A 15,436-nucleotide genomic window follows, 5' to 3' on the forward strand; every position below is an offset into this window, starting at 1 on the left:
GTCAGTCTCCGATGACCTGCTTGATGCCGACCGAACCGCGGAATTCACGATAGGCACCAAAGCTGTTGTAATTGGCCTCGCTGCCGATCTTCATGCGCGGATTGATGGCATAATATACCGAGGCGTTGGCAGAGAGTCCAAAACCGGTCTCGCTGCTGCTGTCGAAGGTGGAGCGGACGTCATTGTTGAGCACCTTGAGGGCATTGAGCCGGGCTTGGGCGGCGGGGTCCGTCGGATAGACGTCCGCGGCGTCCTGGCTGTAGCTCTGGTAGCCCGGCGCGACATTGACATCGATATCGAGTCCCTGGGGCCGGCGCAGCTGATAATGGATCGGGAAGCTGACGCTGAGGAAGCTCTGCGGGCTAAAATAGCCGCCATGGCCGAAGGTGAAGTAATTCTGCTGATTGTCGAAGCGCTGGTAATTGGCGTTGGTGCCGACGCTGAGCAGCGAGGTCTCGCCGCTGGCGATGCGGAGGTAGCCGCCGACATTGGCCTGGATGCCGCTGTTGGAGCGGACCGAGCGGCCGGCGTAGCGGTAATAGGAGCCATCGGCGTAAACGCCGGTGCCCTCGACATCGTAGGACACCGAGGCGCCGCCGCCAGCACGGCGGACGGCGCCCCAGAAATCGCCGGTGACCGGATCGGTGGTGCCGGCGTGCGAGATGACGCTGTCCTCCACGGCGCGGCGCTCGCCCCAGATGCGGGCGGTGACCGACGGCGACAGGCGCGGCGACACCGAGATGCCGCCGACGATGCTGGTTTCGCCGAAGCCGAGTGGGGTGCTGCCGACATCGGCCTTGACCAGATCATTGGCCCAGCCGACCGATACGGCAACACCGGTGGCGACCTGGGTGCCGGCGGCGGTGAGCCGCGATGGCTGGGCGGCAACGATGGCCTCGGCCTCCGGGGTGGCATTGCGGCCGAAGCGGGCGAGGCCGGAGCCGATCGGGCGGCCGGCGTCGATGGTGCTGGCCAGCGCCACGGCGGAGACGCGGCCGCCGGCGAAGCCGGTGGAGACCTCGGCGCGGCCGCTGATCGACTTGAGCTGGCTGAGGCCGACTTCGCCGACCCGCTGGCGATATTCGGTCTTGACGTCGGCGCGGGTTTCGTCGGCAGCGGCGAAGCTGCCGAGATCCTGGTCGATCGACTGGAGGATGGGATCACTGCTGGCCAGCGGTCGGCCAACACGGTTGGCGAATGGCGGCGGCGTGCCGGGCAGCGTACCGAGCGTGGCGCGGTCGTCGAACCCGGCGAGCAGGTTGTCGTTGCTGCTGCGGCGCGAAGGCTGGCGGCCGGGGAGCAGATCATCGTCGGCGCTCCGGCGTGTGGACGTCGAACGGGTGGCGAGCTCGAACGGATTGACCGGGGCGGCGGCGATGGTGTCCCGCCGGGCCGTGGCGGCGAAGGGATTGCTGGTGCCGAAACCGCCGCCGGTGGCCTGGGCCTGACGGGTGTAAAGCGCGCGTGCCTGCCTGAGGTAGCGCGCCGAGGCGCCCTGGTTGCCGCGCGCCCGTTCCATCCGGGCAGCGGCGAGATAGACGGTGTAATCCTCCGGCGCGAGCCGCAGCGCCCGCTCGAGCGCGGCACGGGCCAGCGCATGGTCGCCGCTGCTGGCGGCGGTATCGACGAGGCCGATGAGGGCGCCCTTGTCGTCCGGCGACTTCTCCAGGACCATGCGGAAAGTCTGCGCGGCCTGGGGGGCGAGGCCGCCCGACTGGTAGAGACGGGCCAGCGCGCCGAGGATCTCGATGTTACCGGGCGAGGCCAGCCAGGCACTCTGGAGCAGATCGAAGGCCGGGGCATAATCTTCGGCTTCGCGCATGCGGTCGGCCTGGGTAACCACGACGACGGCATTGAGGCGAGCGAGCAGCGCCTGGCCGCCGCCGAAGGCGCCGGCGGCAGTGGCGGCCTGCTGAACCGCCTGCTGCGCGAGATCGTCCTGGCCGGTCTGGGCGAGCACGCGGACGACGGATTCGAAATCGGCGGGGTCGGTTGAACCGAGGCGGAGGCCTTGCAGGGCCAGCGTGGTGGCGCCGGGCTTGTCCCCGAGATCTTGGAGGGCGCTGGCGAGCTGGCCGAGCTTGCCCATCGACAGGCCGGGCGTCTGCGCCTGCTGGCGAAGCAGCGCCAGACCCTCGGCCGGCTGGCCCCGGCCGGCGAGCGAGCGAGCGCGGGCGACGGCGGCATCGACCCTGAGGCCGGCAATGAAGCTGCGCATCGGCACGGTCTGCTGGTCTTCGGGAATGCGGCCCATCAGTTGCTCGGCGACGCCGTCCTGGCCGATCTGGCTGTTGAGCAGGGCTGCGGCGTAGATCGGCTCGACGCCGGGCATCATGGTCAGCGACGAGATGAGCCCCTGAACGTCGTTGCGGCGGCCGCGCTGGGTGAGAAAGCGACCGTAGTCATAGCGGATCCACGGATCGGCGGGGCCTTCCATCAGGCCGCGCCGGAACAGCCGCTCGGCTTCGCTGTCGTTGTTGGCGGCGGCGGCCTCCAGCGCCAACGCGCGGGTGGCTTGAAGCTGTAGACGGGCGCCGGTGGCGGCCGGCGCAGCGGCGGTGGGGGCGGATTGGCTGGGGCGCAGGCCGGCGGCGGTCTGGTACAGGGCGGCGGCCTCGGCGAAATGGCCTTTGGCCTCGTAGATCTGGGCGAGCAGTTCTAGCGCCGGGCCGCGGTCGGGCGACGAGGAGGCCGAGAGTTCCTCGGCGATCTTCTGGGCTTCGTCGATGCGGCCGGCGGCGCGCAGGCTGCGGGCGGATTCGAGGCCGGCGAAGAAGCGCGCCGACGCCAGCGCTTCGGCCCATTGGGCGGGGCGGCCCTGCGACGAGGCCCGGGCGAGATTGTCCCGGGCTTCGACGAAGCGCTGCTGGCGGAGCTGGACGAGGCCGAGGCCGCCCAGCGATTCCGCGTCATTGGGGCGGATCGCCAGCGCGGCGCGGAAATCGCGGGCGGCGCCGGTGAGATCATTGGCGTCCAGCTTGCGGAAGCCGGCGGCGCGGCTGTCTCCGGCGCGGTCCGCGGCGGGGACGGCGGTGGTGGAAACGGCGGCGGTGCGCGGGGCGGCGGGCGCGGCGACGGCAGGCAAGGATGCACCGGGTGCGCGATTGGGCACCTTCGACGGGGTGACAGCGCGGGCGGCGGCAGGAGGCGGTGCGGGACTGGCCTGGGCGAGGGCACGCCGGGCCGTGGCATTGGCGGGGTCGATGGCCAGCACGCGCCGATAGGCCTGGGCGGCGAGGTCCTTGCGGCCTTTCGACTGCCAGTAGCTGCCCTGCTTGAGCAGCGCCTCGACGGCTGGGGTCTGCGCCCGCGCCTCGACGGCGATGAGACTGACGGCCAGCAGCAGGCCGATACGCAGCCGCATCATTCGCCGGCCAGCCGCTTGCGGCGCTGGCGGCGCAGCAGCAGGTAGACCGGGCCGGACAGTAGCAGCGCCAGGCCGATGCCGCTCAGGGCCATCAGCAGCGGCCGCTGGCTGAACAGGAAGGCGATCTTCAGCCACGACGGCAACGTGCCGACCCAATAGCCCTCGCTGACGGCATAGCTGACCATGTCCTCGCCGACCGACACCGACAAATCGCCCTGAACCTGGGCGTTGGTGGCGACATCGCTGAGGCCGGCGATCAGCGGCGGCAGCGTCTCCGGCTCCTTGGCGAGGATGGCCACGACCGTGCGGGCGCTGCTGAACGGCGACTCAAAGCTGGTCAGCCCGCTGAACGCCGAGGCCGTGGTGAGGAAGCCCTCGACGGTCTTGGCCGGGTCCCGCCGATAGGGCGAAACGGCATCGAAGGTGCGGCGGAGCAATGAACGTTCGCGAACCTGGAACCGGCCACCAACATATTGCACCGGGCTGGTGGCGAACAATGTTTCGGCGCGGGTCAGGTCGAGCGTGCCGATGACGAGGATGTCCTTGTCTTCGAGCTGCTCGGCGCTGGGCTGGCGGGTGACAGTGACGCGGCTGGCCGGCACGCCAGTTGAATCGCCGAAGCGGCCCATCACGCCGAGAAAGGCCTCGACGACATCGGGGCTGGCCTCGCGCTGCATGACCACCACGGTCTGGGCGAGATCGGGATGGACGGTGAACGGATAGCCGGCGCCGGCAAAGGTGGCGAGATCGGGCATATGCGCGGCGTGATAGGTGTTCGAGAGGTCGATGCTGCTGTCCGGCAGGACGCTTGTGCGCACATTCTGGGGCAGCACAGTGGCGCAACGCTTCTGGTTGGCGAGAACCAGGCTGTAATCGAAGATCAGCTCGTTCTGGCCGAACAGGATATACTTGGGCAGGATCAGCGAGGCCCTGGATTCCGGCGCGACGGTTTCGGAACGGCCGAGCAGGCGGTTCCACCATGGCACGGTAGCGAAGCCGAGCGTATCGAGATACTGGCCATTGACCGAGATATCGAGGCGCGAGGCGCGGGCATCGAGCCAGGGGGCGCCGGGATAACGATAATGAATGTTCATGCGGCCGCCCTGGCGGGGCCAGAAGAACAGGTCCGGCGCGGCGCGGAACGGCGCGGTCAACGGGCCGGGCGGCAGGCCCCTGCCCTGCAGCGTGAACGGATCGACCAGCTCGCCGAGCTGGACCGGGCGATCGGTGCGCAGCCAGCGCGGCGCGCCATAGGCATTATAGGCAGGAATGCGAGCATCGGCAGTCGACACCTTGCGGCCGGCGAACAGGCCGCGGCCGGTGGCCATGGCGGCGGCCGCCTGCTTCAGCTGGCGGTCATCGCGGCCCATGACGATCAGCAGCTGACCGGCCGGATCAACCGGATTGACCATCACCTCAATCCCCGAGCCGGTGATATCGACAGGGACGCCGTCGACGCGACGCGACGGGGTGACAAATACCACGGCGTTGCCCTTGGGCAGCTGATTGTAGAACGGGCGAAAAGCGAAGGTGCGGTAGCTGGCCTGGCCGCCGAGCCAGGAGGCGACGCTGGCGGCGGCCTCCAGCTCGCCGTTGGTCGGCGACGCGGCGAAGACGAACGGCAGTCGCAGCGGGCCGGGCGCGAACCGATCGAAGAACGGCGCCGGCAGCGCGCCGAGATCGGGGCGCAGCGCCACCGGCTGGACCGCAATGTCGAGGAACGAGCGGGTGTTGCTGATATTGGCCCAGAGCGAGGAGTGCGAAGGGTCTTCGCAATCCCGGGTATAATGACCGAGGAAGCGGATGTTGAGCTGGTTATCGCCGACGAGGAACAGCGCCGGGTTGATCGGAATCCGCACCTGCTGGCCGCCGGCGGCATCAGGGCGCATCGGCATGATCTGGACGACCTCGCCGTTGAGCAGGACGACGAGCTGGCTGACATCGCCGAGCAGCGCCGGCGAATAGGCGAAGCTAAGGGTCAGGGTGGCGCCGGTGACGACGACATCGCGCCGCATGCCGAACGGAATACCGATCTCGGCGCTGGTGCCGACGAGGCGGATCGGGCTGCGCACCTGCAGGTCCTTCAGCGACAGGCGCAAGCTGGAAGGTGTGAGAGGGGATGCCGGCGCAACGGCCGGCGCGGCAGCCGGAGCGGAAGATGAACGGGCCAGTGCAGCGGCCGGCTGGGCGTGGACACGATCGGCACCAACAGCGACGAGCACTGCGGCAGCTGTGACCGCGGCGGCTATGGCCTGCGCCTTCGACTTGGGCTTGACCGGCTGCGGTCCGGACGCCGGGGCGGGTGTGGCGGGTGCGCGGGGGGCGGGGCGCCAGCTGAAGATGGCGCGGACCGTCGACCAGGCGACGCTGGCAATATCGGCGACCGAGCTGATGCCGGAGACGGTGGGATGGGGGCGCGGAAGCTGCCAGGCATCGGACCGGCCCATCACGGCGCGGACCAGCTGGCGGGTCTGGACATTATCCAGCGGCAGGAAGCTTATGCGGCCGCGCTGGCCTTCCATGCGAATCATGGCGGCCGGCAGCGTGAGCGTTTCGTCGCCCATCAGCATAGATACATGGCTAATGCCGTCGTCATGCACTGCCGTACCTGCTGGCAGGCTGATGAGCAGACCGCCCATCGACACGTCGATGGTATGACCATCGACGACAAAGCCGTCGGTAAAATGCACGGTGACCGGCATCCGCACCTCGATCCGGATATCAGTCCGGGTTTGGCGGCGCTCGCGTGCCACGGCGATGGCGGCGAGCAGAATCATCATGCTGAAGCCGGCCCAGGCGGTGTTGAGCAGCAGCGTGCCGATCTGGCCTTCGTCCTCGCCACCGGGGAACAGGACGCGGGCGAAGGCGCCGAGGATGCCGGCGACCAGCAGGGCAAGCGTGATCAGGTGCGGCCGCACGGTGAGGAAATCGAAATAGTGGCGGTCGAGCAGGCTGCCTTTGTCGGTCACGTTGAATTTGCCCTTGTGCGGGTTGATCAGGGTGTAGAGCGTCGGCTTGACGAGGTGGAAGGCGAGCAAGGTTTCGTAGATCTCGCCCCAGAAGGGTCGTCGGTCACCGCCCTGCAGGCGTTTGCTCGAGGCCATCGAGATGAACAGGTGAGGCAGCGCATAGGCGAAGATCAGCGCCGCCGACGCCTTGATGATGTTCTGGCCCGCCAGCAGATAGGCGAGCGGCGAGGTGATGAAGACGATGCGCGGCAGCGGAAACTGGAAGTGCAGCATGGCGTTTAGGTAGCAAAGCCGCTGCTGGAAACTGAGGCCGGGGCCGAACATCGGATTGTCGACACGGAAAATCTGGGTCATGCCGCGCGCCCAGCGGATGCGCTGGCCGATGTGGAGGATCAGCCGCTCGGTGGCGAGTCCGGCCGAAAGGCGGACGTTGATATAGGCGGTGTTCCAGCCCATCCGCTGAAGCTTGAGCGCGGTATGGGCATCTTCGGTAACCGTCTCGCCGGCGAAACCATTGGTCTGGGCCAGTGCCTCGCGGCGGATGATGGCGCAGCTGCCGCAGAAAAAGGCGGCGTTCCAGAGATCGTTGCCGCCCTGGACGATATTGTAGAACAGCTCGCCCTCGCCCGGCATGTCGCGGACGCGGACGAGATTGCGCTGCACCGGGTCCGACGAATAGAAATGGTGCGGCGTCTGCAGCACGGCCAGCTTCCTGTCCTTCTGGAACCAGCCGACGGTAAGCTGGAGAAAGGCGCGCGTCGGCACATGGTCGCAATCGAAGATGGCGATCAATTCACCGTCGGTACGCTTCATGGCGGCATTGAGATTGCCGGCCTTGGCGTGGAGATTGTCGGTGCGGGTCAAGTAGCCGCAGCCGGCCTCGCGGGCGAAGGCCCGGAATTCCGGGCGGCGGCCGTCATCGAGAATGAAGATGCGGTAGCGGTGCTCGGGATAGTCCATGTCCTGCGCGGCGAAGACGGTGGTGCGGACGATGGCGAGGCTCTCGTTGTAGGTAGGGATATAGACGTCGACCATCGGCCAGTCGTCCGGCTCGCCCTCGATCTCGACGACCGGCCGATCGAGCGGCCATGAGGTCTGAACGACGCCGAGCACGAGGATCACCCAGGCATAGACTTCGGCGAGATAGAGGCCGCCACCGAGCAGCAGTTCCGGGAGGGTCTCGAACTCCAGCGTCTGGGTGGTGCGCCAGACCAGGTAACGCGTCGAGACAATCAGCGAGAGCAGCGCGACGGCGAGGGTGGCGCGGCGGCCGGGAATGCGGCCGATGAGGATGGCGCCGAGCACCGACGCGCCGGCGAACAGCCATTGGGCTTCAAGGTCCAGCGGCACGCCGATGACCAGCACCAGCAACGGGATAGCGGCGAGACCGGCCAGCAACGTGCCTATCCGCGCCGGCCAGGACCGGTCGACATCGGACAGCATTGACGTGTCGCCCCCGGCATCGGTCATCGTGGCGGGCCCGCGACAGCGAGGTCCTGTTCGGCAAGTCCGCAACGCTGCTCGACGGCGCCAGTCAGCGTCGCGAGATCCTGGAGCACGACGCTCGACGGGGCGAGGCGTGGGATCTGCTGGAACATAGCCAGCGCCTGGTTGACAGCCTCGTCGCGGCGGATGCGGGCGATCAGCTTGTCGCCGAGCAGTTCTTCGAGGAATCGCGTCGTGTCCCGCGACAGTTTCAGCCGGTCATCTATTTGGTTCACCACGAAGGCGGTGTTGGGCAATTCGACCGTGGCAGTGCGGGAATCGACCATCGGCAGGGTGGCGATGGCCGCCGCCGACGGCATCATGACGCAGAGGTGGAGCGTGGCGTGGGGCGCCAGCTGCTCCTTGAGACGGTAATCAAAGGACGCGACATCGACGACGGTGATGCGGTCGGCCGGAACCAGTGCGGCAAGCGCGTCAGCATCATCGTCGAAGGCGGCCTGACGGATGTTGCTGCCGCTCATCAATGCAACGCCCATAACGACCAGGGCGTTGGCACCGGTGTCGGCAACCGACTCCAGCGACTGCGCCGGCCGCAGACCGAAATGGAGCTTAAGAGAGTCTTGGCCGGTGCAATCGATGGCGACGACCTCCCTGCCCGGCTCGGCCAGCCGAATCGCCAGCTGCGCGGCGATGAAAGTAGCGCCGACGCCACCCTTGGGAGAATGGACGATGATCAGCGTCACTTTTCAGCCTGCGACAACCGCTTGAGGATGGCACGAACGCTCTCGCCGCGGTCGACCAGGTCGCTGATGTCGATCCGGGGCGTGGCCGCGACCGGGGCGTAGCTGGCAAACAGGGTGTTGCGGCGGACGGGCGGGCTGGCCGGCACCGCAACGGCAGGATGCACAGCCGCCGCGGCGGGCATGCCCGCGACCGGCTGAACGGGCGGGGGGCCGGGCGTCGACGGAGCGGAACGTGGTGGCAGCGAAACCAGCTGCGGCACGGGCGCTGGGTCGGCCTCCAGATCGCTGTTGGCGTGGCCAATAACGCGCTCATCGCGCAGCAGCGCCTGGAACATCGGCCACACGTCGGACTCCGACAGCGGGCTTTCAAATTCCTGATATTTGAACGACTCTACACCCAGACGGCCGAAGAGCTCTTTGGTATCACGACGCATAGGAGCTGCTGTCACATTCCTTGAACAGAATGATAAAGGCTGGACGGAACCTTAAGGCATTTTGAGCAAAGCCGGAAAAAGATAACACATGATTAACAAGCATAGGTATTTACCCTTACTTTTTGGACCATGCACGCGACAACTTTATATTTGATGAAGTTCCTGGTTTGCTTTTACAATTAGATGACTAACCCAGTCCTGAGACATATCGACTAGGATATTACCCCGGAATTCCATAATTCATTACAGTGTTTCCACGGTATATGGTGCTGGCACAATTCGAGGTCGCATCTAGTTTGCCGGCCGAGGATCGCCCAGGTCAGGACCATAGGGCATCCTTTATCTGCATTCGCATGATCGACATTGACGGGCCGCTCGCGCCGCGGACTGCTCCGCCTACGAACTGAAAAGCCGTTATCTTGATGACATAAGGCCGACGGCCTTCCGAACGCCTGCGCCTGTGACTGCGATGATGCGCGGGAAGGCGTGGTGGGCCCAGCGGGATTCGAACCCGCGACCTAGCGCTTAAAAGGCGCGCGCTCTACCGATTGAGCTATGGGCCCACGCGACGAAGGCGCAGTGCAGGACGCCGACGACGGCGCGGTTTAGGACGCAAAAGCCCGGCGCGCAACTGTCTGGCGGTCGCATCGCCATATCGGCTGCATTGTCATCAAATCAACGCTGATCCCTCACCCGCACATGCAGGGTGCGCCTAGCTGCCATCGCTCTCGTGCTGAGGAGCCGAAATTCAATGACCTGTTTCATGTCGCGCACGGCGCGGGCCGTACCCGCTATCGGATGCGCCCGTAGAAGCCTGATGGCGTTGCTGGCGTCGCAGACGGCCGTTGCCCATGCACGATCGAAGACAATGACATGATCTTGGTTACCCGCCCCTGGCTATACCGTCCTGACGGCAGGCCGGGACCGCAGGAGCCGGGCGCGCAACTGTCTGGCGGTCGCGTTGATCCCCGGATGGCGCCAGCCGGGGGCGACCTCGACCAGCGGATCCAGGACGAAGCGGCGGTGCGGCAGGCCCGGATGCGGCAGCGTGAGGCCGGGGCCCGACACGCGCATCTGACCGAGCGCCAACAGGTCGAGATCGAGCACCCGGTCTCCCCATCGGCGGGACGGGCGGCGGCCGAATTGCTGCTCGATGCGCTTGATGAGGTGCAGCAGGTCGATGGCGCTGCCGGTCCAGCGGGTGCGCAGCACGGCATTGGCGAAGCGGCGGCCACCCGGGCCCATCGGCGCCGTGGCATGGAGGCGGGACAGCTGATCGAGGGGCAAGCCGGCATCGGCCAGCGCGCGGACAGCGGCGCGCAGCACGGCTTCCGGCACGCCGTGGCGGCCATGACGGCGGTTGCTCCCCAGCCCGATCAGCGTCAATACGCCCTGATGATCGCCCAATTGACCCAAGCCGAACCCGATCCAGACTGCCCGCTGTGCCCGCGGCTGGTCACCTATCGCCAGGAGAACCGGGCGCGCAACCCCGACTGGTTCAACGCGCCGGTGCCGGGATGGGGGGACCCCGAGGCCTGGCTGCTGGTGGTTGGGCTGGCGCCGGGCGTGGCCGGGGCCAACCGGACCGGGCGGCCGTTTACCGGCGATACGGCGGGCACGCTGCTCTACCAGACGCTGATCGGCTGCGGGCTGGCGTCGGGCGTCTACGACGCCCGGCCCGATGACGGGTTGCGGCTGGAGGGGGTGTTCATCTCCAACGCCGTGCGCTGCGTGCCGCCGGGCAACAAGCCGACGCCGGCCGAGGTGCATATGTGCCGGCCATTCCTGGTCGGGCAGATGGCGGCATTGCCGAGGGCGCGGACGATCGTGGCGCTGGGGCAGATTGCCCATCAGTCGGCGGTCAAGGCTTGTGGCGGCAAGCTGCCGAAGACGCCGTTCGCGCATGGTGCCGTACACCGGTTGCACACTGGCTACACGATCGTCGACAGTTATCATTGCAGCCGGCTCAACACCAACACAGGGCGGCTGACGGCCGAGATGTTCGAGGCGGTATTTCGGACGGCGATGACAGAACGGGGCTGAACAGCGTTCGATGCCAGGCGCAATGATCGTTGTTATGCCTGTCAATCCCATCAACATTATTGCTGCGCTGCATTAGCGTTCAATGTAAACCTTTACATTATTTTCGACGGCGGCAGATTGCGACGAGCGATGGTGGGACAAGAACATTTGTGACGGCAGAACGAAGTTCGGCCAGCCCGGGGGGCGTTGGTGCGGCAGCGAATACGGCGCCGACGGGCGATAGCCATGTCTGCGCGACGGGGACAGACAAGCACCTGCGCGGCGTGTTGGATGCCATGCGCGAAGGTTTTTTCCTGCTGTCGCCGGACTTCACCATTCTCGACACCAATGCCGAGGCGCTACGCTTGGAGACGCGGCCGCGCGAGGAGATCGTCGGCCGGTCGCACTGGGTGGTCTACCCGCACAGCGCCGCCAGCGAAGCGGGACAGATGGCGCGCGACGCGATGCGCGACCGTGTTCCCCGCAACATCATCAGCGAACAGATCTGGCCGGATGGTCGCCGGGCCTGGTTTGAGGTGCGGGCCTACCCGGTCGAGGACGGATGTCTCGCGGTGTTCTTTCGGGATGTGACGGAGCGCTATCGGGCTGAACGGGCGGCGCGAGAGAATGCCGACCGCTTCGAGGGCGCGGTCAGGGCGTTTGCCGATGTGCTGTGGACCAATGACCCGACCGGCCGGATGGTCGATGAGCAACCCGGATGGGCGGCGCTGACGGGGCAAGGTTTCGAGGCATACAAGGGGCTCGGTTGGGCGGCAGCCGTGCATCCGGACGATGCCCAGCCGACCATGGAGGCCTGGCAGCACGCGGTGGCCACCCAGCAGCCGTTCGTGTTCGAGCATCGGGTGCGGCGGCATGACGGGGTATGGCGGCGCTTTGCCATTCGCGCCGTGCCGGTGCTCAACGACGATACGACCATCCGCGAATGGGTGGGCGTACATTCTGACATCACCGAGCTACGCGAGAACGAGGTCCGGTTTCGCCAGCTGGCCGATAATATCGATGCCGTTTTCTATGTGTACGAGATAGACGAGCGGCGGATTTCCTATGTCAGCCGGGCCTATGAAGGCATCTGGCAGCAGCCGGCGAGCGCGCTGTACGCCGATCCGCGCGCCTTCCTCGAGCATATTCATGCTGATGATCGCCCGATCCTGCATGAGGCACGCGCCCGGCATCATGCCGGCAAGAACACGGACGTCCGCTATAGGCTCGACGTGCCCGGCACGGGCATCCGCCACATCCATGACCGGGCATTCGTCACCACAGGCCGCGACGGAGAGGCGATCCGCGTCGCCGGGATCGCCGAGGATGTCACAGCGTCGACGCTCACGCGACTTCAGCTGGCTGCCAATGCCGCGACGTTCGAGGCCCTGGTCCGCAACACGCCGTTCGGGGTATATGTGGTGGGCAGTGAATTCCAGCTGCTGCATGTCAGCGAAGGCGCGGCAAAAGTATTCGCCGGCATAGAGCCGCTGATCGGCCGAGATTTCAAGGAAATCATCCGCATATTCTGGCCACCCCGCTATGCCAACGAAGTCATTGGGCATTTTCAGCATACCCTGGCGACCGGAGAAACCTATGTCGACCCCGGCACGATGGAGCAAAGGAGCAATACGAGCCGGAGCGAAGCATATGACTGGCGGATCGACCGGATCGATCTGCCGGACGGGACGCACGGCGTGGTCTGCTATTTCTACGATCTTTCGGACCGGATGGCACTGGAGGCCGAGCTGAAGCAGGCGCTGGCGGACAAGGACATGCTGCTGCGCGAAATCGACCACCGCGTGCGCAACAGCATCGCCATGACCTCGGCACTGCTGTCGATGCAGGCCAGCGGCGCGACATCGGCCGATGTGAAGGAGGCGCTGACTGTCGCGTCGGCGCGGCTCGGGGCGATCGCGCGCATCCATGAGCGGCTGTACAAGGGCAAGCAGCTGGGCGTCGTCGAGTTCGGCACCTATCTCGAGGAGATCTGCCACGACCTGCGGGATTCGCTGGGCCATGACCAGGTGACGCTGAAGATGCGGACGGTCGAGGTCGGGCTGCCGGTCGATGAGGCGGTGCCGATGGGGCTGATCGTCAACGAGCTGGTGACCAACGCCTTCAAGCATTGCGGCGGCGGCGGCGCCTGCATCGAGATCGAGCTGACCGCCTCCGACAAGGCGCTGACGCTGCGGGTGTTCGACGACGGGGTCGGCATGGCCGCAGATTATGACCCGGCGAAGCGCCAGGGGCTGGGCATGCGGATGATCAAGACGCTGGTCCGCCAGCTGAAAGGCACAATGGTCCAGCCAGGCGCCGGCGAGGCGGCGCGGTTCGAGATCCGCGTGCCACTGCCGGAGATGCCGGCTCCCTAGATGTCCTCGGCGAGGCGCTTGTAGAGATCGGGCCGGCGATCGCGGAAGAAGCCGAAGGCGGCGCGGTGCCGGGCGGCGCGATCGAGATCGAAGCGGCCGATGACATGACCCTCTTCGGTCAGCCCCAGCTCGTCAACGATGTCGCCGCGTTCATCACAGGCAAAGCTGGTGCCGTAGAAGGTCTGGGCGTGCGGGGTGCCGGCCTCCTCGGTGCCAACGCGGTTGCAGGCGATGACGGGGACGACATTGCTGACCGCATGGCCCTGCATGGCGCGCCGCCACATCCGGCTGGTATCGAGATTGGGGTCGTGCGGCTCGCTGCCGATGGCGGTCGGGAACAGCAGGATCTCGGCGCCCATCAGCATCATGGCGCGTGCTGTCTCAGGATACCATTGGTCCCAGCAGATGCCGACTCCGATGACGCCTAGCGGGGTCGGCCAGACCTTGAAGCCGGTGTTGCCCGGGCGGAAATAGAATTTCTCCTCATAGCCCGGCCCGTCCGGGATATGGCTCTTGCGGTAGGTGCCCATGATGTTGCCGCCCTCGTCGATCATGGCGAGGCTGTTGTAATGGTGCGGGCCATCGGCCTCGAAGAAGCTGCACGGGATGTGGATCTTCAGTTCGAGGGCGAGATCGCGCATCGCGGCGACGGCCGGGTGCTTGAGCAGCGGCTGCGCGTTGGCGAACAGGCCCTCGTCCTCATGGCGGCAGAAATAATGCCCTTCGAACAGCTCGGGCGGCAGCACGAGCTGCGCGCCGGCGGCCGCGGCCTCGCGGACACCAGCGACGGTATGGGCGATATCGGCGTCACGGTTGCCCGAGAAGGCGAGCTGGAGGCCGGCGGCGGTGATCTCCCGCATGGTCAGACTTCCGGTTGCTGCTGGGTGATGCAGTGGAACGAGCCACCGCCGGAGAGGATATGGTCGGCGCGCAGGCCGATGGCGGTGCGATCCGGGAAGCAGGCACCGATGGCGGCAACGGCCGCGTCGTCGGTGGCGACGCCGTAGGTGGGGACGATGACCGTGCGATTGCCGATGTAGAAGTTCATGTGGCTGGCCGGCACCAGCTCGCCGTCGCGCTCGACGCGGCCGGCGGAGGGGATCATCACCAGTTCGAGGCCGAAATCACGGGCGCGGTCGATGGCGTCAACAAGAACGGCGCGGTTGGGGTCGTCACGGCCGGGTTCGGGCAGCGCCAGCGTCCGCGGGGCGACGAAGCGGGCGAGATTGTCGACATGGCCGTCGGTATGGTCGTTGGCCAGCCCATCGCCGAGCCACAACACGTCATCGATACCGAGGTCGCGGCGCAGGTGCGATTCGATCTCGGTGCGGTCCATGCGCGGGTTGCGGTTGGGATTGAGCAGGCATTGCTCGGTGGTGACAGCGAGGCCGGTGCCGTCGACATCGATGGCGCCGCCTTCCAGCACCCAGTCGTGCCGGGCGAGCGGGATGCCGGCGGCGTTGGCGACGAAGGTGGCGACGCCGTCATCGCCGGCCAGCTGATACTTGCCGCCCCAGCCGTTGAATCGGAACGCCGCCGCCGCCTGGCCGACGGGCGAGGTCATGAACAGCGGGCCGGTATCGCGCAGCCAGATATCGCCGAAGCCATAGGCGTGGATGCCGACATCGAGGCCCTTGAAGGCGGCGCGGGCGGCGGCCTCGGCCTCCGGCGTGGCGACCAGAAGCTCGACCCGCTCGTCAGCGGCGAGCGCGCGGACCATGGCCGCGACTTCGGCCTGGGCCAGGGCGAGATCCTCCAACCACAGGTCGGCGGCGCTGGGAAAGGCGGTCCAGGTGGCCTTGTGGGGCATCCACTCGGCCGGTTGGCGGGCGGTCATGAGGCGTTCCGGATGATCATCCGCCTGACTTGCCAGCGCCGGCGCGGTTGCTCAAGCGTTATCGGCAGACCCGGCGACCGCGGGTGCGCCCTTGAAGCCCTGGGCGACGACATACCATTCGCTCGAGCCCTTGCGGCTGGCGGGCGGCTTGACGTGCTTGACCGACTGGAACTGGCGGCGCAGCGCCTGGGTGAGGGCGCCGTCGCCGCCGCCGGCCAGCACCTTGGCGACGAAGGCGCCGCC

10 protein-coding genes and 1 tRNA gene are annotated in these 15,436 nt (G+C 66.9%); 2 read left to right on the plus strand and 9 right to left on the minus strand.

What is annotated here, in order from left to right:
• Nucleotide 1: 1 nt before the first annotated feature.
• From ACTIFJ_RS08845 to folK, 6 genes are all read right to left on the minus strand, one after another.
• Nucleotides 2–3,367 carry a cellulose synthase subunit BcsC-related outer membrane protein gene (locus tag ACTIFJ_RS08845; RefSeq protein WP_439533739.1) on the minus strand — a complete coding sequence of 1,122 codons (3,366 nt, stop codon included), beginning with the start codon at nt 3,365–3,367 and terminating at the stop codon, nt 2–4.
• Complete coding sequence (gene bcsA, locus ACTIFJ_RS08850; protein WP_439533740.1) at nt 3,364–7,806, minus strand: UDP-forming cellulose synthase catalytic subunit; 4,443 nt, start codon at nt 7,804–7,806, stop codon at nt 3,364–3,366. The genes ACTIFJ_RS08845 and bcsA overlap by 4 nt, the downstream gene beginning before the upstream one ends.
• Nucleotides 7,803–8,525 (minus strand): cellulose synthase operon protein YhjQ/BcsQ, encoded by a 723-nt coding sequence (locus ACTIFJ_RS08855; protein ID WP_439533741.1) that lies wholly within the window; start codon nt 8,523–8,525, stop codon nt 7,803–7,805. The genes bcsA and ACTIFJ_RS08855 overlap by 4 nt, the downstream gene beginning before the upstream one ends.
• Nucleotides 8,522–8,959 (minus strand): hypothetical protein, encoded by a 438-nt coding sequence (locus ACTIFJ_RS08860; protein WP_439533742.1) that lies wholly within the window; start codon nt 8,957–8,959, stop codon nt 8,522–8,524. Before ACTIFJ_RS08860 ends, ACTIFJ_RS08855 begins: the two co-directional genes overlap by 4 nt.
• A 487-nt stretch (nt 8,960–9,446) precedes the next feature.
• Nucleotides 9,447–9,522: transfer RNA gene (locus tag ACTIFJ_RS08865), tRNA-Lys, on the minus strand.
• Nucleotides 9,523–9,856: 334 nt separating this feature from the next.
• Nucleotides 9,857–10,366, minus strand: coding sequence for a 2-amino-4-hydroxy-6-hydroxymethyldihydropteridine diphosphokinase (gene folK, locus ACTIFJ_RS08870; RefSeq protein ID WP_439533743.1), 510 nt, complete (start codon nt 10,364–10,366; stop codon nt 9,857–9,859).
• Here folK and ACTIFJ_RS08875 point away from each other — a divergent pair.
• Nucleotides 10,355–11,002 (plus strand): uracil-DNA glycosylase, encoded by a 648-nt coding sequence (locus ACTIFJ_RS08875; protein WP_439533744.1) that lies wholly within the window; start codon nt 10,355–10,357, stop codon nt 11,000–11,002. The two genes, folK and ACTIFJ_RS08875, sit on opposite strands and share 12 nt — an antisense overlap.
• 149 nt (nt 11,003–11,151) lie before the next feature.
• Nucleotides 11,152–13,356 carry a PAS domain-containing sensor histidine kinase gene (locus ACTIFJ_RS08880; protein ID WP_439533745.1) on the plus strand — a complete coding sequence of 735 codons (2,205 nt, stop codon included), beginning with the start codon at nt 11,152–11,154 and terminating at the stop codon, nt 13,354–13,356.
• Here ACTIFJ_RS08880 and aguB read toward each other — a convergent pair.
• From aguB to ACTIFJ_RS08895, 3 genes are all read right to left on the minus strand, one after another.
• Complete coding sequence (aguB, locus tag ACTIFJ_RS08885) at nt 13,353–14,216, minus strand: N-carbamoylputrescine amidase (RefSeq protein WP_439533746.1); 864 nt, start codon at nt 14,214–14,216, stop codon at nt 13,353–13,355. The genes ACTIFJ_RS08880 and aguB overlap by 4 nt on opposite strands.
• Before the next feature lie 2 nt (nt 14,217–14,218).
• Complete coding sequence (locus ACTIFJ_RS08890) at nt 14,219–15,193, minus strand: agmatine deiminase family protein (protein WP_439533747.1); 975 nt, start codon at nt 15,191–15,193, stop codon at nt 14,219–14,221.
• A gap of 51 nt (nt 15,194–15,244) precedes the next feature.
• Nucleotides 15,245–15,436 (minus strand): SAM-dependent methyltransferase (locus ACTIFJ_RS08895; protein WP_439533748.1); only part of this gene is annotated, 192 nt, incomplete at its 5' end.

This window comes from Polymorphobacter sp., assembly GCF_051860865.1.
In the GTDB taxonomy this organism is placed as follows: Bacteria; Pseudomonadota; Alphaproteobacteria; order Sphingomonadales; family Sphingomonadaceae; genus Sandarakinorhabdus.

Excerpts from the sequence above, each read along its gene's own strand:
- bcsA (WP_439533740.1), bottom strand. The coding sequence starts at position 7,806 with ATGACCGATGCCGGGGGCGACACGTCAATGCTGTCCGATGTCGACCGG.
- ACTIFJ_RS08845 (WP_439533739.1), bottom strand. The coding sequence starts at position 3,367 with ATGATGCGGCTGCGTATCGGCCTGCTGCTGGCCGTCAGTCTCATCGCC.
- ACTIFJ_RS08875 (WP_439533744.1), top strand. The coding sequence starts at position 10,355 with ATGATCGCCCAATTGACCCAAGCCGAACCCGATCCAGACTGCCCGCTG.
- aguB (WP_439533746.1), bottom strand. The coding sequence starts at position 14,216 with ATGCGGGAGATCACCGCCGCCGGCCTCCAGCTCGCCTTCTCGGGCAAC.
- ACTIFJ_RS08890 (WP_439533747.1), bottom strand. The coding sequence starts at position 15,193 with ATGACCGCCCGCCAACCGGCCGAGTGGATGCCCCACAAGGCCACCTGG.
- ACTIFJ_RS08860 (WP_439533742.1), bottom strand. The coding sequence starts at position 8,959 with ATGCGTCGTGATACCAAAGAGCTCTTCGGCCGTCTGGGTGTAGAGTCG.